We start from the raw sequence: 24,517 nt of genomic DNA, 5'->3' as shown, positions 1-24,517 counted from the left end.
TTGCTTTTCTGAGCTTAGTAACAGTCGTTCAGCACAAAAAAAAGCCGGCTCAATAAATATTTGCCGGCTTTATACAAAAATTATACTTTCTCGCCTTTATCAAACCAACTATAAACCGCAGGAATAACCAGAAGCGTTAAAATGGTGGAGGTGATTAATCCACCAACAACTACCGTCGCAAGAGGTTTTTGTATTTCTGATCCGGCACCAGATGCAAAGAGCATAGGAATCAGACTAAATACTGCTATTGATGCGGTCATGAGGACGGGCCTTAATCTGCTGATACTGCCCATTCGAATCGCCTGAGAAAGAGGAACCCCCTCTTCCCTAAGCTGAGAAATTCGTGCTACCAGAACAACTCCGTTTAGTACTGCTACACCAAAAAGGACAATGAACCCCACTGACGCTGGAACAGACAAGTACATTCCGGATATATAAAGTGAAAACACTCCACCTATTAATGCAAATGGTAAATTTGCAATAACAAGTAATGCAAGCTTTATTGAGTTAAAGGTAATAAACAAAAGAACCAGAATCACAGCTATAACTAACGGACCGATAAGAAGCAATCTATTCATAGCTCTTTCCTGATTTTCAAACTGCCCCCCCCAGGTAAGAAAATATCCGGGCGGCAGTGTTATCTCCTGGGCAATTTTTTGTTTAGCTTCTGCAACAAAACCTCCGATATCTCGTCCTGTTATATTTAGTTCAACTCCAATCCGTCTCATACCATCCTGACGGCTGATTTGTAATGGACCTTGAATCATTGAAATCTGCGCCACCTGTGCAAGTGGAACATTTAGCCCTTTGCTAACCGGAACGAGAATCTTCTCTAATGCCTCTATCGAATTACGCTTGTCTTCCTGAAAACGCACGGTAATATCAAAGTTCCTATTGCCCTCATAAAATTTTGTGGCTGTTTTACCTGCTACTGCAATTCCGATAATATTTTGAACATCACTCATATTTATACCGTAGCGGGCAATTTTCTCTCGGTCTATGGAAATGTTTATATATGGTTGTCCGGCTATTTTTTCAGACATCACATCCGTCGCTCCGTTAATTGAAGAAAGAATTCTTGCAATTTTTTCAGCATGAGAAAGCAGGAGATTCAGATCATCACCAAATAGTTTAATTATCAACTGGGCTCTGGTTCCGGCCACCAACTCATCAATTCGGCACTGTATCGGCTGGCTAAAGCCAAAAGTAATTCCGGGAATAGTTTCTAATGATTTTCGCATTTCTTCGGTGAGTTCTTCTCTGCTTAAATTCTCCCGCCATTCATCTGATGGCTTTAGTATTCCGACATAGCCGGTTTTGTCCACTCCCCTGGTGTCCAGCGAAACACCTGTTTGACCCGTGCGGCTTACAAGAACATCCAATTCAGGAAACGTTTTTAGTTTTTTTGAAACTAATTGATTTATTTCTATCGCTTTATCAAGTGAAACCCCGGGCAATAACGCTACATCTGCATCGAAGGCCCCTTCATCCATTACCGGTATAAACTCGGTTCCCAGTCTGGAGATAAGAAAAATTGAAACAAGTAACAAAATTGCGGCCATACTCAGTAATACCCCTTTTTTATCAATTGTCCAGTCCAGCATTTTTATATATATGCTTCCTGCAAATTGCATTACCGGGTTAGGTTTCTCCTTTGCCGGTTTAAGAAACATATAACATAATGCCGGAATAACCAAAATTGAAAGCAGCATCGAAGCTATAAGTGCAACGGCTACAGTCTGTGCTAACGGACCAAACATCTTACCCTCTATTCCTTCTAACGAAAGAATGGGTATAAAGGTGATAGCTATGATTAACTCCCCGAAAATACTTGGTTTTCTTACTTCAAGTACAGCTTTTAGAACTGTTCTTATTTTTGTTTCCTCTTTCGGAGCTTCACCGAGATGGCGCTGCACATTCTCAACCTGAATAATTGTTGCATCTATTATCATTCCGATTGATATTGCAAGCCCCCCCAAGGACATTAGATTTGCACTCAATCCGGTAAATCGCATTACGATAAAAGTTGCAAGCAGTGACAGCGGTAGAGCGATTAGCACAACAAAACTGCCTCTGAAACTTCGAAGGAGAATGTAAAGAATAATTAATACTAAAATGGCTCCTTCAATTAATGCCTTGTTAACTGTTTGGACACTGGCATTCACTATTTCAGTCCTGTCGTAATAGGGAACAATTTTTATTCCGGCAGGCAGAATATTGTTTTCATTTATCTCGTGAACTTTTTCCTTGACCCGGCTCACAACCGCTTTACTGTTTTCACCGCGCAGCATCATTACTATACCACCAACAGCTTCATATTTTCCGTCTTTCATAGCCGCCCCCATTCTTACAGCTTGTCCCTCCTTGATTTCAGCAACCTGCTTTAGATATACCGGAGTACCGTTGTTTTGTTTCAGGACGATATTCTCAATATCCCGAATCTCTTTGATAAGACCCAACCCTCTGACAATGTACTGAAAAGAATTTCTCTCAATAATGCTGCCTCCCACATTCTGGTTGTTGTTTTCCAGAGCGGAAAATACTTCCTCTGGTGAAAGTGAATAAGTGAGCAGTTGTTCCGGTTTTAGCAGCACCTGATACTGCTTAAAATATCCCCCAAATGAATTGATTTCGTTAACACCTTGTATATTCTTGAGAAGAGGAGTTACAACCCATTCCTGAATTGTTCTCAATTCAGAAAGAAATGAGACCCTCTCTAAAGAGTCAGTTGGAAACGTTCCTTCTAATGTATATTGATAGATCTCTCCCATTACCGTAGCCACTGGTCCAAGAGCAACCTCAACACCAGCGGGAACATTCTCCCGGGCTTCGGCCAGACGCTCAAAAACAAGTTGCCGCGCAAAATAGATATCCACACCATCCTTAAAGATGATGGTAACTATTGAAAGTCCAAACTTAGTTACTGACCTGATTTGCTCGATATCCGGCAATCCGCGCATGGCCATTTCAATCGGATAGGTTACTTTTCTTTCAATTTCTTCAGCCGAAAGCGTATTCGCATGACTTACTATCTCAACCTGAATATTAGTAACATCAGGGAAAGCATCAATTGGCAATGTTACGTATGAATAGATGCCTAAAGAAATGATAAACAAAGAAGCAATTATAATAAGCGCTTTTTGGTTTAGTGTATATTCAATAATCCTTGCTAACATTAATGTTCATCCCCTTCAATCTGGTCTTTTTGTAATACGCTTACTAAATAATACACTCCCTGACTAACAACCTCTTCGTCTTCAATAATCCCCTCTATTATTTCAATTTCAGAAGCTGAGTACTTCCGGATTTTAACCATCCTTTTGATAAATGAATCAGCACTCACCTTAACGAACACAAAATCATTTCCGTCTAGTGAAAAAACTGCTGATTCAGGAACAAATATCGCAGTTTTGTTTCCCGAAACAGGTATATGCATTTCGCCAAAAAGATGAGGTTTCAGTTTTCCTTTTGGGTTCTGAAGCGTTGCCCTAACGGTAAGTGTTCTTGTTTGTTCATCTAACATTTGACCAACAAAGGAGATTCTTCCTTCAAACTTTTCGCCTGGGTAAGCAGAGGAAGCAAAGAAAATAACTGCTTTTGCATCTAACCGCGCAATATCTTTTTCGAATACCTGACCATCCACCCAAACCGAAGAAACATTCAGTATTCTGAATGCATTTTCAGAAGGTTCTACAAACTGCCCCGTGACTACATTCCTTTCAACTATAACCCCGCTGATTGGTGCTCTTATGTTTAGAGTACCCGATGTGTGATCCTCATTGATACTTTCTTCAATGTCTTTATCACTTAACCCGATGGAATGAATTTTTTTATCCTCCGCCTTGAATTCAGCGTTGGCTTTTTCATAGTCTGCCTGAGCTATGAGCAATTCTTTTTGTGAACCAATATTTTCTGAGAAGAGCTTTTTTGTTCTTTCATAGTTGGCCTTAGCAAATTCCAATGCTGCTTTTGTTTTTAAATAAGTTGCTTTTAATTCACCAATTTCCAATCCCTCTGCTGTCATTAACAAATCCCCCTTTCGCACATACTGTCCTGTGTTTACAAAAACTTTTTGCACTCGTCCTGATAGAAGTGGACCAACCAAGGCCTCATTATTTTGATCTGCTTTAACTTCTGCTGTAAGCGAAAACGATCCGGTGAATATTTTCGACTTCACCTTAAAGGTTTGCAGATTAATTTCTCCTATGGCTGAATCTGACAGAGTCACTGTATCTGTGGTTTCTTCGTGATGTTCTTCAGTGGTTTCATTTGGTTCTGATTTACATCCGGATATCAGAACTGCCGAGACTAAGAGTATGTATGCTATTAACCGTAATTTTTTCATTTCAATTCCTGTTGCCTTGTTTTTACCATTGTGATACTGCTAAGTTCTTCTAAAGTAAGAGCAGCACTTATTTGATTGAGTATTGACTGGATATATCCATTGCGTGTGTCATGTAACAATCTGTTCGCCTGCAAAAAATCCAGGTATGATGCCTCACCTTCAATATAACTTTTAAGAGCTATTTCAAATACTGTCTGAGATTGCGGAATCAGTGTGTTCGAATAAAGTGCTTTTTGTTTATCTGCATTTTTGAATATAGCATAAGCTTCTTCAAGTTGTAAGACAAGATCATTGTTCACCGTCCTTACTTGCTGTTCTGCAATAGAATATTTTGCAGTGGCCTCAGCTATTTTTCCTCTGTTTTCAAACATGAACCAAAGAGGAAAAGATAAACCTAATGAAGCTCCGTAAAAGTTAGTGTTTCCCCCGCGGGATTGTTTATACCATGATAACGTAAAAGCTGGCAAAAGTGAATGCCATGAAATTTTCTTCTCAGTTGCCGCTAATTCTTTTAACACATTTGCTTCACTTATTTGTGGATTTGTTTTATTAACCGCATCCAACAACTCAGAGAAATCAAGCGGTGAAGCATCCACATATAAGGAATCCACCAAGAGAATTCCGCTATTTTTGAATTTTTCTGGTCCAAGTATGTTTATTAATTCCGCCTTAGCTAATTGTAAATCATTTTTGGCGATAGCCAAATTGTTTACAGCTTCTGTATACTGAACAGAAGCTGTTAAACTTTCAAGTTTTGAACTTTCTCCCAGAATAGTTTTGCGTTCAATTTTTGTATGCAACTCTTGGGCTACTGACAGAATTTGTTCGGTAAACATTACCTTATACTTTAACATGAGTAGTTTGTTATATGACTGTTTGACCTTATGAATAAGTTTATTTCTAACCAATTCTAACCGATTGATTTTTTGATCAGTCGTATAATCAGCCACGGATGCGCGGAGAAAATAAAGCGTTGGAAAATCAAAACTCTGACTTACCCCTATGTTATTTTCATCATATTGAGATAGTCCGGCGCCTTGCGGAACAAAATTATAACTAATTTCAAAAGATGGCTGCGGAAGAGAAATAGCACTCCAATAGGAGGCTTTAGAAGCCGCCACCTCATATTTGGCTTCCAGGTATCTGGGGTTGTTTTCAAGAGCTGCCTGAACGGCTTGCTCTAAAGTGAGAATATAGGGAGAGCTTTGTCCAAAGCTTACCCAATGACAGAGTAATACAAAGAATGCTCCAAATAACATTTTCATGAAAATTCCTTTAAAATGGTTTTACTAATCCCCATTAAAGGGGAATGTTAAAAAAACGGTTTAAAGAAATTTTAAATACGAAAAATGGAGTTTATTATGTTTGATTTAACTGCCCCAAACCTAATAGGTGGGGCTTCAAATAAAGAGGAAAAGCGAAATGTGGGGGAATAATCAACAACTGCTGTGAAGGCATCACTTGAAGCAGGCGCAAAAGATATTGAAAAGTCAAAATCTCTTATTGCTGAACTTTTTGGATAAGCGTTTTGTACTATTTCACAATAATCATGCTGCTCGTGGTCTGGACCATCGAACTCAAACATTCCTAATTCTGAATGGGCAAATGAGAATGACCATGCCAGAAGCAAATAAAGGAGAAGTTTACGATTACTGGAAGAAAGTTTATTTGAAAACATAATCCAAAGATAACACTATCTTTCTTGAAAAAAAATGATAGGGCAACTCCTTTTATGTTAGAGATAAAAAATGGTACTACTTCAGGAATTCGCTTCTTTTCTAATTAGAAATTGAAAATACTGAAACCATGGTTATTCCCCGCCTCACAGTATTAAGCAAGAATGAGATCGATTGTCATCTTTCTGTCCGAAGTGAGTTCCGATCCGTTTTAATCCGTGCTGCTTTGGCATCCGTTTAAGATCCGCGATAAATTAGAAAAGCGGTTTCACTTAATTTAAGGTGTAGTAAAAGTGAATTTTATTCACCATAACAGTTGACATCTCATTAAACTAAGGAAACCGCTCATGAAACTTATAAAAAAACAACTGACCGGCAAAAGTTATTCAGTGGTCAACAAATATGCAGGATACGATAATTATCTTGCCGTTGACTGGTCGCAAAGCACCATGGCAATTGCAATGATAAGAGCACCCTATCAGAACCGTATCCGGGTAACCGAGCACCCAAGCTCTCTGAAGCAGCTTCAGCAACTGCTCAAGAGTCTGTCCGGTAAAACCATTATTGCCTTAGAGGAAAGCTCTCCGGCTCACTGGCTCTTTGTCAATTTGTACGATTACGCTGCAAAAGTGGTTATCTGTGATCCTTATCAGAACCGACTGTTAACCCAGGGGCCAAAGACTGATCCTATTGATGCTCAAAAACTCAGCACCTTGCTTTATAACGGCATGCTCAAGGAAACTTACCATGCAAAGAAAGAAGAATTTGAGTTGCGAAAATATATCAGCGCTTACAGTGATCTGATAAAACGAGGGGTAAGGCTCCAGAATCAGAAAACAGCATTTCTTGGGCAGGACGGACTTTCCCGGAAAACCCGGAATCTTTCTAAAGCAGAGAAAGAAAGTACAAAGTTTATCCTCAACCAACTGGAAGAAGATATTCAGCAGTATGAGAAGCAGAAGAAGGATTTTGAAGTTCTCTTCACCGGGCTGTGTAAGAAAAACAAAACTCTGAAAAACCTGATGAGCATACCTGGTATCGGTATAATTGGTGCAGTAACCATCCTCGGAACGGTTATAGATGTTAAACGCTTCGACAGTGTTGGAAAATTTCTTGCCTACTCCGGATTGGTTACTCACGTTAAACAGAGCGGAGGAAAGACTTACGGGCACAGGAAAGGTCGATACAGCAGAATCCTCAAACAGGCATTTAAGGTTGCTGCTTCAACTTGCATTAACGGTGAGAATGAATTATCGGCTCTTTACAAGGATCTGCTAAAAAGAGGTGTAAGCCAGCACAATGCAAGGAATGCTGTAGCACGGTATGTTGCAAGGGTTACTTTTGGCATTCTCAAAACAGAAAAACCATTTATCAGTAAAAAAACAAAGGTGAAATCCAAGAAGTAAACATATCCAATTAGATACCATTCTGTTTACCGGCAAAGAACATTCTCATGGAGACAGTAAACACGCTTACTAGAGTATTAAGGAAGAGAGCATTCACAATGGCCCGTTGCAAAAGAATAATTTCTTTATAGCACATATCCGCGATTAATCCTCTTCCGGTTTAATTCTGGAATTTATCGTAGCAGCCTGAAACATTGGCATGGCTCAAATAGACGCATAGAAAAACTTATAAAGTAAAAGCGAATAAAGAAAGCAGTTGAAGAACCCATGAACCCAAGGGGGAAACTCTGAGTTGGTACATTTTGGTTGGCATTTTCAAGAACGTGGCTTGTGAAACCCCAAGTCAGAGACTGAATTTTGTAAAATTCTTTACAGGATTACTGTTTTCTCTTGACTTTCTTTTCTATAGACGGGCCATTAACGAATAAAATGATCTCCGCTTACTTTGCTTCTCCTTCCCCAATTCATACTTCATACTTCATAATTCATACTTCATAATTCAAAGACAGATTGTCATCTGTCTGTACGAAAAAATTTGTTTTCCGGATCCGTTTTAATTCGCGCTGCTTCAGCATCCGTTTAAAATCCGCGGACCATTGACGAAGAGTATGATCTTCGCTTACCATGCTTCACCTTCCCCAATTCATACTTCATACTTCATAATTCATACTTCTATTTCATATATATCAGCTTCTTCGTCTGCTTTCTTCCCTTCCACTCAACCGAATAATAATATACACCGCTGGCCAGAGCATTCAACTGTGAAGCACCTAACCGCACGAAGTGAGTTCCTGCTGAGATTGTTCCGCTCAGCAGTTCTGCTATCTGCTTGCCGGTGACATCATATAACCTCACAGCTGCGTCCCCTTCCTGCGGTATGGTAAAGCTGAACTGTGTCCCCGCGTTAAAAGGATTCGGATAATTCTGTCCAAGCGCAAAATCTGTAACAGTGTTTTCGTTTCCTGCTGTTCCGGCAGAGGTCAATCCTGTGAGAGGAATCCGGTAAACTCCGCGGCCGTGTGTTGCTGCGAAAAGCATTCTGTCAACTGGCGAGTATGCAAGATCCATAACCAGGAACGATCCGGGAATGCCATTGTTCAGCAGATTCCAGTTTGCTCCCCCGTTGAAAGAAACAAACACACCAAGATCATTTCCCACAAACAGGTGATCTCGGTTTTCCGGATCAATAATAACCGCTGAGGTTGGGACATCGGGGAGATTTCCGCTGATATCAGTCCAGGATGCTCCCGCGTCTGTCGACTTATATAGGTGCGGAGTACCGTATCCCGAAAATGTTACGTATACAATCCTTGAATCCGCCGGATCAACTGATATATCCACCGGGTAGCGGTCAGGCAGTGATGAGGTTATGTTCGTGAATGTAGTTCCGCCGTTGGTACTGCGGAAAACCTCTGCCCGTCTGACATACGGCGCTGTTGTTATATATACCGTATCAGGATTAGTGTAAGAGATAGCTATTGAAAGCACAGGATCACCGTTAACCGGCGCACCGCTGTTAAGCGCCGTCCAGTTATTGCCTGCATTGGTTGACTTATAAAAATATTCGCCGCCGCCATAGAGTATTTTACCGTTCGACGGTGCAACAAGAAACTGTCCGTTAAACGCCGGATTTGAAGAAGGAGGTGCAATGCCTGACCAGTTTAACCCTTTATTTGTGGATCTTCGTATTGATAAATACTGCGAAGAGCCATACATGGTATCGGTATTGGTATGGCTTATCTGCGTGCAGCAGCCGTCACCGCCGAGAACTCTCCGCCATGCAACCGTGCCTTCCCATATTGCAGTTGCATTATCCTGCATGCCGCCTATTGCGCGCGTGGTATCTGCCTTCGAAACACCGAAACGTTTATAAAACTGCGTGCTCTGATATCCTCCGTTCAGTCCTGAAAACGTTTCACCAAAATCTGTCGTTCTGAAAACTCCCCCGTCATTGCCGAAGTAAACAATGTTCGGATTAGTTGGATGTATAGCATACGCATGATGGTCAGCATGAGAATAATCGGGAGGGCCTTCCGGTCCGCCAACGGGAGGAACACCAAAATCCCACAGGTACCAGTATGATTTTTGTGAAAAGTTTGTACCGCCGTCTGTGGATTTATATACATCAACTCCGGCAGTAAGAATTTTTGATGGGTCGGTCGGATGCGGAACCACAAAGTGAGAGAACCATCCCTGATAAGTGGCATAGTCATCGGTATTAACCACCGTCCATGTCGCGCCAAAGTCTGTTGATTTCGCGAGATTCGTTCCCGCGCCTGATGTTTCACCGAAACCGATGCTTGCCCACACAATATCCGGATCAGACTCGAACCCGGCCAGAAGAGTCTTCCCGCCGTAGGAAGCCGGCAGACCTGATGTTATTTTCAGCCAGGTGGCTCCGCCGTTGGTTGAACGGTATATACCGTTGCCCGAGGAGTTCAGGTTTCCGTGTGCTGAGATTATGGTATCCGGGCTGTTGGGATGTATCAGCAGATCGGTAGCCATGATGACCGGATGCACCAGAGTCCACGCACCGCCCGCGTTGGTTGATTTATATATACCCTCCGTGGTTGCCGCAAAGAGGATTTCCGGGTTCACCGGATGTATCCGTATCATCTGCACGCCCCGCTTCTGATTATAGCTCCAGTCAAGTGACTTCGTCCAGGTATCTCCTCCGTCCGTGGTCTTCAGAATGCCAATTCCGTAACTGCCCCTTGTTGCCCTGATGCTCAGCCCGCCGATTGAATTCTGGTACGCGTACACCTCGCCGGTTCCGATATATATAATTTCAGGATTGTCATAGTTTATCGCTATTGCACCAACACCATTTACCGGATATCCTGTTTCAATATATTCCCATGCCTGCACGCCGGCTCCTCCGGTGGTGCTTCTCCATAATCCGCCGCTGGCAGCACCCGCGTAGATTATATCCGGATTCACCGGATCAATGGCAATGGAGATGGTTCTGCCGCCGATATTCTTCGGGCCTATATCCTGCCATTGGTTGTTCAGGATCATGCTCTGTTTTGAAAACTCAGCCTGTATCTGCTCGTATGCGCGGTAGTAAGCAGCTTCCGGTATATCATCCTCAGGATAAGCCCGCTCCCGCTGCCAGGAATGCATCGCTTTCATCGCGCCGGACTGTTTGATATGCTTAAATGGATTGAAATTTTTATAATACAGTCCGTACTCAATACCGAGTATGGTGAATCCGCAGATAATTACGGGAATGATAAACAGGGTGAGCAGTTTCATGGCAGCAGCTTTCGTTTTTTCAGTATGGAATGTGATGCATACACAAAAATAGTCAATATCCCGATAACTTGTATTTATATGCGGATTTCGTGATTATTATTCTGTTGGAAATCACACCGGTTAGTCCTCCTTTCTGTAAATTTGCTGACAAAATAAATGAATACACAGAAAAACTCCATCCCCCGTGCAGTGCGGTTCGTCAAAGAATTCCGAACCGGTTCATCGCTTCCGTTTCTGATTGAAGCAGATGACGGAATGAGTTATGTAGTTAAACTTCATGGCGCCGGTGAAGGAAAACTCTCCATGATTACCGGAATGGCTGCATCACGGATTGCCGGTCTGCTGGGCATTCCGGTTCTGCCCGAACTGCTGATTGACTTTAACCCTGCCATCATCCCGACTGAAGCTGATCCGGAAATTATTGACCTTGCCGCAAGAAGCGGAGGCATTAACACCGCAACCCGCTTTCTGCCTGACGCAAAACCGTTTACTGAAACGATGAATGTTTTCAGCCGTGAAGAAAAAGACATGATTTTTCTCACCGATCTGCTGCTTATGAATATAGACCGCACCAGTAAAAATCCGAATATTCTCTGCGGCAGCTCTTCTGCTTTCTGCTATGATTATGCTCTTTCAATGTCGGTACGAAGTATCTTTGAACCCTCAGCCGCTTCACCTGAAAAACTGCTCCCCCTGCTTAAACGGCATATTTTCTGGCATGAGCAAATTCAGCCCGATCAGTTTTTACAGCGCATAACTAATATTAATGCCGGCCGGATTGCGTCTCTGGCTGAATCCCTTCCCAATGCCTGGTTCCCCGGTTTTACTCTTCAGGAGCTAACGGAGAAACTCTTTTCGCTCATCAGCGGCAGCACAGCGCTCAGCGATAAACTTGATGCGCTCAGCCGGATACCCTCCGAAAGTGATGAAGAAATCAGACGAAAAAATCTGAATGCACGGCAGGCATTTATGGATAAATTCGGCAAAATTTAATACGATAACTCCCCGCTAAAGCGGTTTGGTTAGTATATTGCGGAATCCCTAACAAACTTTCTTTATGTCAAAATCAGACGCAAGCGTACAGATTGAATATCTGAAAAAACATCTGCCGGAATATTTCGGTGAAATATCGGCGGAGGTATTCACAGAAATCAGCCGTCATATTCAGTGGCTCCGTGTTGAACGCGATCAGATTCTCTTTAACGAGGGGGATCCCGGTGACAGCATGTATATACTTTTCAGCGGCCGGCTTCAGGTTTACAGCGGGAAGGGTAAACAGCACAAACTGCACGGGTATATCCTTCAGGGAGAAAGTGTGGGTGAAATGGCCCTCATTGCCAACGAACCCCGCTCCGCTACCGTCCGCGCGATGCGTTCTTCTCTCCTGATTAAAATTCAGGCTGATGATTTTAAGGGACTGGTGCACAAATATCCCGAACTGTTGTATAACATCACGCGCGATATTATCGGACGGCTCAGAAAATCCAACCTCGCGCTCAGCCAGAACTTCACGCCGAATAATATCCTTTTTATTCAGGGAAGCCAGGATATTGATATAGATGCGTTTCTGCAAAACTTTACCGGCAAGCTCAGGCCCTACGCGGCTACCCGGCTGGTTACTCCTAAGTCTCTCAAAAAACCCGTTTCTGAATTCAATGATGAAGAGCTGAGAAATCTTCTCAATACCATGAACAAACTTGAACGCAAGTATCAGCACGTTCTGGTTAGCTGCCCTTACGGCGATACCGGATGGCTAAAGATGGCGGGGCAGATTGCTGACCGGGTTTATCTTCTTGTTGATTTTGACAGCGCGGAAACCGTTACCCGCTTTGAACATGAAGTGCTTGCGTATATAAATCAGGAATACACCAAGATAGAAATTGTCTTCTGCCACCGCACCGGAAAGAAACCTGAAAAAACTTCTTTCTATAAAAAGCTCCGGGGCAACGCAGATCATTATCATATACGTCTGCAGGAAGATAAAGATTTCGCGCGGCTTGCCCGTATTGTCTCCGGCAATGCCATTGCGCTTGTGCTTGGCGGAGGGGGAGCACGCGGTCTTTCTCACCTCGGTGCGGTAAAAGCGCTTGAAGAACATAACATCCCTGTTGATCTGGTCTGCGGCACCAGTGCGGGCTCAACCATCGCCTCCGGTGTGGCGCTTGATATGGATGCTGACACACGTTACCGGCTTTCAAGTTACTTTATTAAACGCAAACCCTTTATTGATATTACCCTTCCGGTATTTTCTGTTCTCGCGGGCAGGAGAGTAAACACAGCGCTTAAAGAAATCTTTAATGAAACCCAAATGGATGATACCTGGATAAATTTCTTTACTGTAGCGAGCAATATATCCAAGATCAGTCCAGAGGCAATCATGAGCGGCCCTATCTGGAAAGCTATCCGTGCATCGCTATCCCTCCCTGCTCTTCTGCCGCCGGTTATCAGCAATAAAGAAATTCTGGTTGACGGAGGGATATTCAACAATGTACCGATTGATATGATGAAAAATTTCTTCAAGTGCAGGGTGATTGCAGTAAACGTAAGCGCATCGCCGGAGTATTCAATCATACATGATGAATTCCCCGGACCCTTGAAATATAAATTCAAACGTCTAATCGGAAAAGAAACCGGTTCTTATCCCGGATTCTTTGATATTATCTCTAAACTGACCACTATTGCCAGCAGCAGCAAGTTCGAAAAAGACTACCACCTTGCCGAGATTGTCCTTCATCCCCCCGTAGAAAAATATGATATGATGGAGACCGATAAACTGGATGAGATTATGAAAGTGGGATATGAATATACAATATCCCGAATAGAGGAGATTAAAAAAGCAGTACTTTATTAATGAATAATTAATAATGAAGAATTATTCTCTCTGCATTAATTTTCAATCTGTTAAAGTCTGCGCTGCTTTTGCATCCGGTTAAAATAAGTTTACTGTTTAATTTCAGCGTTTATCTGCGAAATCTGCGGGAAACTTCCTGTCTGCATCGCACACAGAAAATTAAAGTATTAGTGTGTGTTACATTACTCTTTGCACCTTTGCGCGAGAGATATGCAGGCGGTGATATAATTAAGGTATGAACCATGAATAGCACTTCATAATTCATACCTCATAATTCATACTTAAAATGGCAGGTCTTTGTCTTCCGGCATCGGGAGCGGCGGAGGCGGGGGCGGTGAGAATGAACGTGACGGAGCAGATGCAGTATATTCCCCGTCAATAGCGCCTGACTGTCCGGCCGGCTCTATTTTCCATGCTTTGGCATCGGTGTACCATTTTCCGTTGTACTCACGGCTTTCAACATCAAAATATACATCTATCATATCACCCGGCTTAAACCTGTTGATGTCAATTTTATCACCCCAGACCAGCACACAGATTTTTCTGGGATACTGTCCTTCAGTTTCGACAATTACTTCCTGTTTCTTCCATGGGCCGTTTTTTCCTTCGCCTGTCTGCGCCGGATTAACCTGCACCAATCTAACTATCTGATTCATTCTTCTTCCTTGTTTTTATAAAAATAAAAAGGCTCCCCGGCTCATAACGTGCACCGGGGAGCTTATATTGCTCAGTATATACTTGTTTTAAGCGTTCTGTTTTGCTATCAGGTTGAGTGCGCTGCCCGCCTTGAACCAGTCGAACTGACGTTCGTTAAATGTGTGGTTCAGTTTTATTTCGTCGGTTGTTCCGTCGCTGTGCTTCACAACTAACGTAACCTGTTTGCCCGGAGCGAATTCAGTAAGGCCTTTCAGACTTACTTTGTCGTCCTCTCTGATTTTATCATAATCAGCCGGATTAGCAAAAGTCAGAGGCAGCATTCCCTGTTTCTTCAGGTTGGTTTCGTGAATACGCGCGAATGACTTCACAATGATAGCTCTTCCGCCAAGGAATCTCGGCTCTAACGCTGCATGCTCACGGCTTGAACCTTCTCCATAGTTCTCATCACCCACAACAACCCAGTTCTGACGGCGTGCTTTGTAGTCACGCGCAACTTCAGGAACTGACTTTGTTTCACCGGTGAAGAAATTCTTTACTTTTCCTGCTTCACCGCTGTAGGCGTTTATTGCGCCGATGAACATGTTGTTGGATATATTATCCAGATGTCCGCGGTACTTAAGCCACGGACCGGCCATGGATATATGATCCGTTGTGCACTTGCCTTTAGCTTTAAGCAGCACAGTCATATCTTCAAGGTCTTTTCCTTCCCACGGAGCAAACGGAGCAAGAAGCTGCAGGCGGTCGCTTGCAGGGCTGACCTTCACATCTACTTTAGATCCGTCTTCAGCCGGTGCTATATATCCGCTCTCGCCGCCGTCAAATCCTTTTGAAGGAAGTTCCGCGCCGGTTGGCGGATCAAGTTTTACTTTCTCTCCTTTTTCGTTTACCAGTTCATCAGTCATCGGGTTGAATGAAAGTGATCCTGCAATAGCAAATGCGGTAGTGATTTCAGGACTTGCAACAAAAGCGAGTGTTTCCGGATTTCCGTCATTCCGCTTTGCAAAGTTTCTGTTGAATGATGTTACGATGGTGTTCTTTTCACCAGTCTTTACATCCATGCGTTTCCACATACCAATACATGGTCCGCATGCGTTAGCAAGTATCACACCGCCAATACCTTCAAGTGCCTGAAGCTGTCCGTCACGTTCAATAGTAGCGCGAACCTGCTCGGAGCCCGGAGTAATGGTGAACTGTGCCTGAGTCTTCAGCCCTTTAGCTACTGCCTGCTTGGCAAGACTTGCCGAGCGGTCTATATCTTCATAACTTGAGTTGGTGCAGCTTCCGATGAGTGCTACGCTTATTTTATCTGGATATCCTTTTTCTTTTACTGCTTCTTTCAGTTTTGAAATAGGCCATGCGAGATCAGGTGTGAATGGTCCGTTAACATGCGGCTCAAGTTCGCTTAAGTTAATTTCAATGACCTGATCAAAATATTTTGCGGGGTCTTTAACCACTTCCGGATCATCGTTAAGTTCATGGCAAAGTTCATCTGCAATTGCGGCGACATCTGCTCTTCCGGTTGATTTCAGATATGCAGCCATCTTTGCGTCATATGGGAATACTGATGTGGTAGCTCCGATTTCAGCACCCATGTTGCAGATAGTTCCTTTTCCGGTGGCGGATATACTGTAAGCACCTTCTCCGAAATACTGAACAATTGCTCCCGTCCCTCCTTTTACGGTGAGGATGCCTGCAACTTTAAGAATTACATCTTTTGGTGATGCCCATCCGGAAAGTTTACCCGTCAGTTTAACACCGATGAGTTTGGGCCATTTGAGTTCCCACGGCATTCCTGCCATAACGTCAACCGCATCCGCTCCGCCTACGCCGATTGCGATCATACCCAGGCCGCCGGCATTAGGGGTGTGGCTGTCAGTACCAATCATCATTCCGCCCGGAAAAGCATAGTTTTCAAGCACCACCTGATGGATGATACCTGCACCCGGTTTCCAGAAGCCGATGCCATATTTCTGGCTGACACTCTCGAGGAAATCATACACTTCTTTGTTCTCTGAGTTTGCACGGTCAAGATCTTCGCGGGCTCCGGTCATTGCCTGGATCAGGTGATCGCAGTGAACTGTGGAGGGAACCGCGGTAGTTTTCTTGCCGGCTGACATAAACTGCAGCAGAGCCATCTGAGCGGTAGCATCCTGCATGGCAACGCGGTCTGGTGCCAGATCAGCGTAGTCTTTTCCGCGTGTCAGTTCTTTGGTAACGGGATCAAAAAGGTGAGCGTAAAGAATCTTTTCGGTATAGGTAAGCGGTCTGCCGAGCACTTTTCTGGCTGTTTCAACTTTCGCTTTCAGACCGGCATAAACCGTTTTAATCATGTCAAGATTGGCTGTCATTTGGTTTCCTCAGTTGCAATAAAGTTAATTTTAATAATTCGGAAATTACGAAAAATTGACGGGATTTTGGCTGTGGCTTTCCTGATGATTCCCCTGGCTGTGTTGGTTTCCTCGGCTGGGTATCGGTGTCCTCGACTCCGCCCGGACACCGGGTTGGGAAGTCTTCCAGCAGGAACTGCCAAACTGGTTACAAATAAAACTTACATCCATGTAACTTACAAGTTTGTAAGGCGGGTAATAGCCGGTTCTGTGTCCGGCGGAGTGTTCATCATTTTAAATAAAGCAAAAAACACACATTATTCTGACAAATCCTCGTACGGAATTCCGGGCCGGTCCCCGAGCTGGTCCCCGAGCCGATCCCCGAGCCGGTCCCCGAGCGTAGTCGAGGGGAAGTCGAGGGCGGTCCCCGAGCGGAGCCGAGGGCGGTCCCCGAGCGGAGCCGAGGGCGGTCCCCGAGCGGAGCCGAGGGCGGTCCCCGAGCGGAGCCGAGGGCGGTCCCCGAGCGGAGTCGAGGGGGAATACGAAAACTTCACACAACACAGATTCACAACACTAAATCCGCCGTGCAGGGAACTGTATATATAAAAAAAGGACGGTCATATTGACCGTCCTTTTATAATTGTTTCATTTGTCCGGTAGAGACGATGCACTTGTTCCGATGCAATCGGAATGCATCGTCTCTACGTCGGTAAATATTTATTTCGTGCGGATGAACTCTATTCTTCTGTTCTTCGCGCGTCCTTCTTCAGTTGCGTTATCGGCAATCGGCTTGTTCGGACCGTATCCTTTTGCGGTGATGCGGTTCTTATCAACACCCTTGCTGATCAGCCAGTCGCGTACAGCATCTGCTCTTCTCTGTGAGAGTTTCACGTTTGCTGCTTTGCTTCCTTTGTTGTCTGTGTGTCCGGCAATTTCAACAGAAATTTCCGGGAACAGACTGAAGGTTTTCAGCGCCTTCTGAAGGGTTGCTTCTGATTCAGGAGTGATGTCTGCTTTACCGGTTGCAAAGGTAATGCCTTCAAGCACTAATGCAACACCAACAGTTACCACATCATCATTCTTATCAAGCGGATCAGAGGTTCTTCTGATTTCTTCATCATCAGAAACAGAGCCGCCGTCGGTATCACGGTTCAGCGGGTTGGTCTTGTGAGTCATCACTTCATCGTAATCAGAGAGTGAATCACCGTCGGTATCTGCTTTAAGCGGATCGGTCTTATGGGTTTTAATTTCGTCATAATCATTCAGCTTATCACCGTCGGAGTCAGCTTTAATCGGGCTGGTCTTATGAGTCATTACTTCGTCATAATCGCTCAGCTTGTCGCCGTCAGTATCTTTTTCAAGCGGGCTGCTCATATAGGTTTTTACTTCAGCAAAATCATTCAGGCCATCACCGTCGGTGTCTGCCTTCAGAGGATCAGTCTTATATACATTTACCTCATCACCGTCACTCAGTCCGTCACCGTCTGAATCAGGATTCAAAGGATTAGTCTTATACTGTTTAACTTCGCCGTTATCGCCGAGTTTGTCACCGTCAGTATCGCCGTTGAGCGGATTGGTTTTATATACATTAATTTCTTCATTGTCATTAAGACCGTCACCGTCGGTATCAGGATTATTAGGATCGGTTCCGTAAGCAGCTTCTTCGCTGTCAAAAAGACCGTCATTATCATCATCCGGATCATACCATTTATGATTGTAGGTAACGCCGGCGCTCAGGGTCAGATAAGCATCTTTTGGTGAGCCGTCTATATAATAGTTGAGGTTATCGGTAAGTGACTGATTAAACGCAGCCTGAACATCAACTGACCACCAGTCATTAATCTTAAACATGGAACCTGCTCCGAGAGGAATAATACCGGATATTCCGCTTTTATCGGATGATTTTCCGTTAAGCACCATTCTCCAGCCGGAATTGATATCCTTTGTATTGTTATAATACATCAGACCAATACCCGCGAAAAGATAGGGCTGTATTGAACGGTGAAATTCCGGTGCAAACATCAGGCGGTAGTCAATCGGAATCATGAATGATGAGTATTCACCTCCGTCAAAATCTTTACCGGAGTTGGTGCCAAATCCGAGACCAACATCACCGTGCAGATATGCACCGAGGGAATATCTGCCATAAGCACGGAGGAAGTAGGAAAATGTATGCTCTTCAAAGTCGTTCATTGGAAGAACATAGCTGGCGTGTGCACCTGTGGCAATTTTATCCCAAAAAGATTTTTCTTCCTGGGCGTTTGTATTGCTCACTATCATGGAAATAAATAACAATAAAGCTATCCTTTTCAAGATATGCTCCTTTCATTATGTGTTTAGTAAATGTGGCATCCGGACGGGCTTGTTCATCCACAGTGGACTCCAAAACTGCCGGTCAGCCGGTTGTGATAATACCATGAACCATTTTCATTCCCGTCATACATTATCCTTCCCGCCTGATGGCGGAACGTGTTATAATGATTCTGGGAGCAGAGAATTTCATTTTTTCCGTCCCGGCATATTAATACCAAGGACTCAAAACCATCCCGGCAAAACCAGAGCGGTTTTAAGAATTCTGACAGTGATTTCAGGAAAAAATGATTGTAAACCATTACGAGCTGATTACAATGGCGCTATACCCACTCTCATCGCAAATGTTTACCTAAAAATAGAAACTTGAAGGGTAAAATACAATCTGAAGGGGTAATCTAAAACATCGGAGGGGTAAAAAAGTAAAATTTTACGGTTTATGAGGACTGTAACCAATACAGAATGAGGATATAATTCACCCAAAACGGCAGTAGCCGGCACCCGAGTCTGTTCACAAACTAAGGCAAACAGGCCCGTTCGGAAGAAAATTGAGAGCCGCTTTCCTATGACACGAGGGCCCGGTATTTTTACAACCTGCCGATGAGGATTATTATTAATGAGATCAGACCCCCGGCAACAACTATCCCGACACCCAGCGCAATGCGATTCACCAGAGAGTCCCTTCTCAGTTTATTCTTATATGCCTCATCAATATGATCACTCCGGCGCTGATAATCGCCATCTGAAATTTGCCAGTGTGACTTGTTGGTCTTTTTGTTGTTCTGTTTTTCACCCATCTCTCACCATTAATAAAAATTGTAAACAACCTCCCCGGAATGCCGGTAAGGAAATCTTTTGTCCGCAGTAACCCGTCTGAAGCAGATACGCGTTATCGCGTATCTCTGAGAAGAAACATATGCTCACCATTTCTTTAAGCCGGGAAACTCATTCACGCGCAGAATGCTGGTCTTATAATAAACCAATCCTTTTCATCATGAATTATCCGCAATATACAACGCAGGGACGGAATAATTAAAAAGTTTTCAGCGGGCTCTTAAATCAGACGGTGAATGCTTTGTATACGTGGCAAAAGAGTTTATTGGTGAGAATTTTTTTGTGCAGAGTTTCTAAGAACAATAATTTTTCTTCGAATATCCGGAAATGAAAATACCGCCGGAAACATTAACCCATTCATTATAACAGAGGTTATAATAACCCGCGACGGCAGATTATATTGGAGTCCGGTTTACGTATTCTGCTTTTTTCTTAAGATATATACTTTGTCTCCCTCACGGACCCGCTCCTCTGAATAAAATGTTACGAGATCCCCCTTCCCCGCTGAAGCTCCGGCCTGTTCATTCACCCGCATTTCTGCAACAGCTGCCTCCACCACACCGGTCGTCTCACCAATAACCAGCACAGTATCGCCCGCGGCAAGTTCTCCGGCTTCCATTTGTATATATGCAATCTTCGGTGACTTATAGTAGTTGAGCACCCTCCCGAGATACTGTTTCTGGTATTCCGATTCACTTCCGGCAACTTTTGAGATATCACCGCCGTCCGGCAGCCCGAAATAAAACCCGTTTGAGTATCCCCTGTTATATACGGTAAGGAGTTCTTCTCCCAGTGATGATTTCATTCCCTCAGTAAGTGTTCCGTCAAAATATGCGTCAATAGCACGGCGGTACACGGAGGTTACTTTTGCCGCATATTCAGGGCTCCGCTTTCTCCCCTCAATCTTAAATGCATGAATGCCCGCCTCTATCAGCTTTTCAATAAACGGAAGTGTATTCATATCCTTTGCTGACATCACATAATCCTCACCCAAAAGAAGCGAATAATCCTTTTTGCCGTCATAAATCTCATACTCCCTCCGGCAGGGCTGCATACAGTCCCCCTGGTTAGCGCTGCGCCCAAACAGCTCATGGCTCATGAAACATCTTCCGCTCACAGCAACGCACATGGCCCCATGAATAAAGGTTTCTATTTCTACATCAACACTTTCTTTTATTTTGATGATCTCTTCAAGCGTGCACTCCCGTGCAAGGACGATCCTCCTGGCCCCCAGATTTTTATAAAACTTTGCTGAACCCGAATTGGATATACTTGCCTGCGTGGATATACAAAACGGCATCTCATGTTCTATGCACTTCTGAATTACCGCGGTATCCCAGCAGATAATCAGATCAACCCCCGACTGCTTTGCCGCCTGCATAACGCCGTCAAGTTCGCTTATCTCCTCTTCCATGACAATACTGTTAACCGTAAGATGCACCTCCGAGCCCTTGCTATGGCAGAGAGAAACTATCTCCGGCAGCATATCAGCGGTAAAATTTGCCGCGGTTGCTCTCATGTTAAGTTTTTCGATGCCAAGATACACCGCGTCAGCGCCGGCATTAAGCACAGCATTCAGCATAGTCATGTTTCCCGCCGGAGCGAGCAGTTCAGGTTTTTGTAATGGTAAATTCATGTTCCAAAAATACGCAATCAGTCCCCGTGCAAAAAGATGAAAGTAGCGCTTCTTGCCAACATTAAGCTGATCTCCCGGAATCACTGAATCAAAAATTTCCGCCTTTGTCCTCTTCTTCTTTTTCTCTAAGTTTCATAAATTAATCCTGTTAATAATTTCTCATAGAGCATCACACTTCAGATATCAAGAGCAGACTTCATGAAAAAACTCATTCCTTTACTGGCCTTTCTCATCACTCTCAGCATTATTCCGCTGCTTAATGAGAGGGAAATCCTTCCTCCTGTCAGCATCGGAGACCTGAATAATCCAAACTCACGTGCTGAATATGACTACCTTGTCATGCGCGATCCTGTGCGGGATGAGATTCCCTCCGGCATCCGCAAAAGAGAAACCAGCCTCAGCCGCCGGCTTGAGACCTATGAGTCATTCCATCTGGCTAAGGGAGTACAGGTTTTTTCTTTGAACTGGGCAGAACGCGGTCCTGATAACATCGGAGGAAGAAGCCGTGTCTTTGCCGCTGATATTGAAAATACCGGTGTACTTATCGCCGGAGGGGTTGCCGGAGGCATCTGGAAATCAACCGATGACGGCGCAAGCTGGCGCCTTAAACTCCGCCCCGAACAGTCCCACTCAACAAGCTGCATTGCCCAGGATACCCGTGACGGAAAAACCAATATCTGGTATGTAGGCACCGGTGAGTTCCGGGGCTCAACCACAAACAACACCCGGTGGGGCTCCTTTTATCACGGTGACGGTATATATAAATCAACCAATAACGGTGAGACGTGGGAAATTCTCCCCTCAACCTCGAGCGGCACCCCGCATATCCCCGATGCATTTGATTTTATCTGGAATGTGGCTGTTAATCCCGCCAATACCCTTCAGGATGAGGTTTTTGCCGCAACCTGGCGCGGTATATACCGCTCTGTTAACGGCGGTGAAACCTGGAGTGTTGCAAAAGCCTCCGACCCCGGAACGGTAAACACTCCAACGGTCACTACCGATGTTATTGTTACCCCGTCAGGTGTGATTTACGCGCACACCCGCGAAAGCGGCGTTCTGAAACTCTGGCGCTCCGAAGATGGTGTGAACTGGTCATCAATCGCACCGGCAAATTTCCCTTCCGCCAGCGGCAGAGTGGTCATGGCTTATGCTCCCTCTGATGAAAATATTATATATGTCTTTGTGCAGGGGCCTGATAATACCCCCGTCGTGGCTGGTCATCAGCTCTGGAAATATACACACGCTGCAGGAGGCGGAACATGGGAAAACCGCGCGCAAAACCTGCCTTCAGACCTTTCCACTCAGACTGGCTATGATATGACCATTCATATCAAGCCCGATAATCCGAACTTCATTCTGATCGGCGGCACAAATCTTTACCGCTCCACTGACGGATTTACTTCAACCGCGAACACTGATGTTATAGGAGGTTATCCTTATTATCCGGAAGGAAATCATCACCCCGATATACAGGGAGGAATGTTTAAACCAACAAACACTAATATATATTACTCCGCTACCGACGGCGGACTTCACCGCGCGGATAACATTTCCATGCCCGGCTCCATGGTGTGGACTTCACTTAATAACGGTTACAACGTAACGCAGGTCTATTCCGTGGCAATCTCTCCTGACAGCGGCGATAATATGATTGTAGCCGGAGCTCAGGATAACGGTTCGCTGGCTACAGACTCTTCCGGCCTCTGGTATCTTATATATGGCGGAGACGGTACTGTACTTGAACTACCGCCGCTGGCTGATAACCGCATGTATACTCAGTATCAGAACGGTCCATTTCACCGGCAGACCCGCCAGCAGACTGAAGTCACTACACTGACTCCGAGCGGAAGCACCCGGGCGCTTTTTGTAAACCCAATTGCGCTTGATCCATCCAACTCAGATATCCTATACTACGGAGCCGGCAAAACCAGTTCTCCGGTTATTTACAGCGGTATATGGAGGAATTCCAATATCACACAGGGTACAACTACCAGCGGGTGGACGGCTATTAGTGTAAGTGATGTCGGAAACGTAAGCGGCTGGACCCGCCGCGTGAGTGCCATCGGTGTTTCGAAAGAGAACACCCCCCATACCGTATATATCGGTTCAACTGACGGCATCATCAAACGCATTGATAACGCTCACTCTGCCGCTCCCGGGGCCTTCCTGGTTACTCCTCCTGATCTGAACGGAGGAACTGCTCAGGGTGGATTTGTCCGCTGCATCGCAGTTGACCCGAAAAACTCCATGCGCGCGCTTGCTGCATTCGGTAATTATAATTTCAAGAGTCTCTGGCTCACCACCGACGGCGGGCTCAGCTGGACTGATGTCGAGGGTAATATATCCGGCGAGGATGGTCCTTCTGTCCGCTGGGCAACGTTTGTTTACAGCGGAAGCGAACTGCACGTCTTTATCGGCACAAGCATCGGACTTCTCATGACAACCCAGCTTCAGGGCTCAGCCACTCAGTGGGTTCATGCTGCATATAACGAAATCGGAAATGTGCCTATTGCATATCTGGATTACCGGGAGTCTGACAGAACCCTTGCTGTCGGAACTCACGGACGCGGAGTCTTTACCGTTACTTATCCTCTGCTGCCTTCGGATGTACGATCTGAAAACGGCACCGTTTCTGATTTTACACTCAGCCAGAATTATCCGAACCCCTTTAACGGGACAACAAGGATTCGGTTTACCATCCCTCCCCGGCAAGGGAGTGAGCGGGTTAAAACAACCCTGAAAGTATTTGATATTACAGGAAAAGAAGTGGCGCTTTTGATTAATGATGAACGCAGCGCAGGTGATTATTCGGTTAATTTCAGCACTGATGATATAAAAGGACGCGGCTCATTAAACAGCGGTGTCTATCTTTATCAGCTTACCGCTGGCAATATGAAGCTTTCAAAAAAGATGATTTTGCTTAAATAATTCACGACGAATGCAGAGACACGCCGCGGCGTGTCTCTACCGATGTGCTACGACTTCAAAACAGTCACATTATGCATATACTGAAGAGCGGGAGCACCTATGCTTCCCGAGGACAGGTCACGACCTGTCCCCACAATGTTGTTTCCGGGATTTGGCCTTTGTACAGACACGCCGCGGCGTGTCTCTGCAGGGTTATATATTTTACAACACGAATCATTAATTTTTAATCCCGTAACTTGTACATTGTACATTTTTATCCCCAATTACTAATTCCTAATTACTAACTACT

Annotated in this window: 14 protein-coding genes; 4 read left to right on the top strand and 10 right to left on the bottom strand. The window is 44.5% G+C overall.

All coding sequences use genetic code 11. The features are described from left to right. Positions 1 to 80 precede the first annotated feature (80 nt). The 4 genes from HRU80_03180 to HRU80_03165 all read right to left on the bottom strand — a co-directional run bounded on the left by HRU80_03180 (position 81) and on the right by HRU80_03165 (position 5,930). Positions 81 to 3,176 carry an efflux RND transporter permease subunit gene (locus tag HRU80_03180; protein QOJ27926.1) on the bottom strand — a complete coding sequence of 1,032 codons (3,096 nt, stop codon included), beginning with the start codon at positions 3,174 to 3,176 and terminating at the stop codon, positions 81 to 83. Then, positions 3,176 to 4,345 (bottom strand): efflux RND transporter periplasmic adaptor subunit, encoded by a 1,170-nt coding sequence (locus tag HRU80_03175; protein QOJ27925.1) that lies wholly within the window; start codon positions 4,343 to 4,345, stop codon positions 3,176 to 3,178. The genes HRU80_03180 and HRU80_03175 overlap by 1 nt, the downstream gene beginning before the upstream one ends. Then, the gene (locus HRU80_03170; protein ID QOJ27924.1) at positions 4,342 to 5,610 is read right to left on the bottom strand and encodes a TolC family protein; all 1,269 of its coding nucleotides are present in this window, start codon (positions 5,608 to 5,610) and stop codon (positions 4,342 to 4,344) included. The genes HRU80_03175 and HRU80_03170 overlap by 4 nt, the downstream gene beginning before the upstream one ends. A 71-nt stretch (positions 5,611 to 5,681) precedes the next feature. Beyond that, positions 5,682 to 5,930: a hypothetical protein gene (locus HRU80_03165; GenBank protein ID QOJ27923.1), complete on the bottom strand. Its 249-nt coding sequence runs from the start codon at positions 5,928 to 5,930 to the stop codon at positions 5,682 to 5,684. A 438-nt stretch (positions 5,931 to 6,368) separates the two neighbouring features. Here HRU80_03165 and HRU80_03160 point away from each other — a divergent pair, with 438 nt between their 5' ends. Further along, positions 6,369 to 7,427: an IS110 family transposase gene (locus HRU80_03160; GenBank protein ID QOJ27922.1), complete on the top strand. Its 1,059-nt coding sequence runs from the start codon at positions 6,369 to 6,371 to the stop codon at positions 7,425 to 7,427. Positions 7,428 to 8,099: 672 nt separating this feature from the next. Here HRU80_03160 and HRU80_03155 read toward each other — a convergent pair. Beyond that, entirely contained in the window at positions 8,100 to 10,682 is a 2,583-nt protein-coding gene (locus HRU80_03155) for a T9SS type A sorting domain-containing protein (GenBank protein ID QOJ27921.1), read from the bottom strand. Positions 10,683 to 10,838: 156 nt separating this feature from the next. On the opposite strand from HRU80_03155, the gene HRU80_03150 reads away from it, so the two are divergent. Both HRU80_03150 and HRU80_03145 read left to right on the top strand, forming a co-directional pair. Then, complete coding sequence (locus HRU80_03150; GenBank protein QOJ27920.1) at positions 10,839 to 11,675, top strand: hypothetical protein; 837 nt, start codon at positions 10,839 to 10,841, stop codon at positions 11,673 to 11,675. Positions 11,676 to 11,739: 64 nt separating this feature from the next. Then, on the top strand, positions 11,740 to 13,533 hold the full coding sequence (locus tag HRU80_03145) for a patatin-like phospholipase family protein (GenBank protein QOJ27919.1): 1,794 nt from the start codon (positions 11,740 to 11,742) through the stop codon (positions 13,531 to 13,533). Positions 13,534 to 13,814: 281 nt separating this feature from the next. On the opposite strand, the gene HRU80_03140 is transcribed toward HRU80_03145, so the two are convergent. The 5 genes from HRU80_03140 to HRU80_03120 form a co-directional block, all read right to left on the bottom strand. Then, on the bottom strand, positions 13,815 to 14,189 hold the full coding sequence (locus HRU80_03140) for a DUF3127 domain-containing protein (GenBank protein ID QOJ27918.1): 375 nt from the start codon (positions 14,187 to 14,189) through the stop codon (positions 13,815 to 13,817). Between the two features lie 87 nt (positions 14,190 to 14,276). Then, positions 14,277 to 16,538 (bottom strand): aconitate hydratase, encoded by a 2,262-nt coding sequence (locus tag HRU80_03135; protein ID QOJ27917.1) that lies wholly within the window; start codon positions 16,536 to 16,538, stop codon positions 14,277 to 14,279. A gap of 696 nt (positions 16,539 to 17,234) precedes the next feature. Further along, a complete protein-coding gene (locus tag HRU80_03130) occupies positions 17,235 to 18,830 on the bottom strand; it encodes an OmpA family protein (GenBank protein ID QOJ27916.1) in 1,596 nt (531 codons plus the stop codon). A gap of 584 nt (positions 18,831 to 19,414) precedes the next feature. Next, positions 19,415 to 19,624: a hypothetical protein gene (locus HRU80_03125; GenBank protein ID QOJ27915.1), complete on the bottom strand. Its 210-nt coding sequence runs from the start codon at positions 19,622 to 19,624 to the stop codon at positions 19,415 to 19,417. A 449-nt stretch (positions 19,625 to 20,073) separates the two neighbouring features. Then, positions 20,074 to 21,297: a U32 family peptidase gene (locus HRU80_03120; GenBank protein ID QOJ30438.1), complete on the bottom strand. Its 1,224-nt coding sequence runs from the start codon at positions 21,295 to 21,297 to the stop codon at positions 20,074 to 20,076. Positions 21,298 to 21,495: 198 nt separating this feature from the next. On the opposite strand from HRU80_03120, the gene HRU80_03115 reads away from it, so the two are divergent. Then, positions 21,496 to 24,228: a T9SS type A sorting domain-containing protein gene (locus HRU80_03115; protein QOJ27914.1), complete on the top strand. Its 2,733-nt coding sequence runs from the start codon at positions 21,496 to 21,498 to the stop codon at positions 24,226 to 24,228. Positions 24,229 to 24,517 lie beyond the last annotated feature (289 nt).

The organism is Ignavibacteriales bacterium (assembly GCA_015709675.1).
GTDB lineage: Bacteria > Bacteroidota > Ignavibacteria > Ignavibacteriales > Ignavibacteriaceae > H2-BAC3.
The sequence above is the reverse complement of the archived record's forward strand: the minus strand, read 5'-3'. Positions and strand labels throughout refer to the sequence as shown.

Coding starts and splice junctions, on each gene's coding strand:
- HRU80_03120 (QOJ30438.1), bottom strand. CDS start 21,297: ATGAATTTACCATTACAAAAACCTGAACTGCTCGCTCCGGCGGGAAAC.
- HRU80_03135 (QOJ27917.1), bottom strand. CDS start 16,538: ATGACAGCCAATCTTGACATGATTAAAACGGTTTATGCCGGTCTGAAA.
- HRU80_03170 (QOJ27924.1), bottom strand. CDS start 5,610: ATGAAAATGTTATTTGGAGCATTCTTTGTATTACTCTGTCATTGGGTA.
- HRU80_03145 (QOJ27919.1), top strand. CDS start 11,740: ATGTCAAAATCAGACGCAAGCGTACAGATTGAATATCTGAAAAAACAT.
- HRU80_03150 (QOJ27920.1), top strand. CDS start 10,839: ATGAATACACAGAAAAACTCCATCCCCCGTGCAGTGCGGTTCGTCAAA.
- HRU80_03155 (QOJ27921.1), bottom strand. CDS start 10,682: ATGAAACTGCTCACCCTGTTTATCATTCCCGTAATTATCTGCGGATTC.
- HRU80_03180 (QOJ27926.1), bottom strand. CDS start 3,176: ATGTTAGCAAGGATTATTGAATATACACTAAACCAAAAAGCGCTTATT.
- HRU80_03160 (QOJ27922.1), top strand. CDS start 6,369: ATGAAACTTATAAAAAAACAACTGACCGGCAAAAGTTATTCAGTGGTC.
- HRU80_03115 (QOJ27914.1), top strand. CDS start 21,496: ATGAAAAAACTCATTCCTTTACTGGCCTTTCTCATCACTCTCAGCATT.
- HRU80_03175 (QOJ27925.1), bottom strand. CDS start 4,345: ATGAAAAAATTACGGTTAATAGCATACATACTCTTAGTCTCGGCAGTT.
- HRU80_03140 (QOJ27918.1), bottom strand. CDS start 14,189: ATGAATCAGATAGTTAGATTGGTGCAGGTTAATCCGGCGCAGACAGGC.
- HRU80_03165 (QOJ27923.1), bottom strand. CDS start 5,930: ATGTTTGAGTTCGATGGTCCAGACCACGAGCAGCATGATTATTGTGAA.
- HRU80_03125 (QOJ27915.1), bottom strand. CDS start 19,624: ATGGGTGAAAAACAGAACAACAAAAAGACCAACAAGTCACACTGGCAA.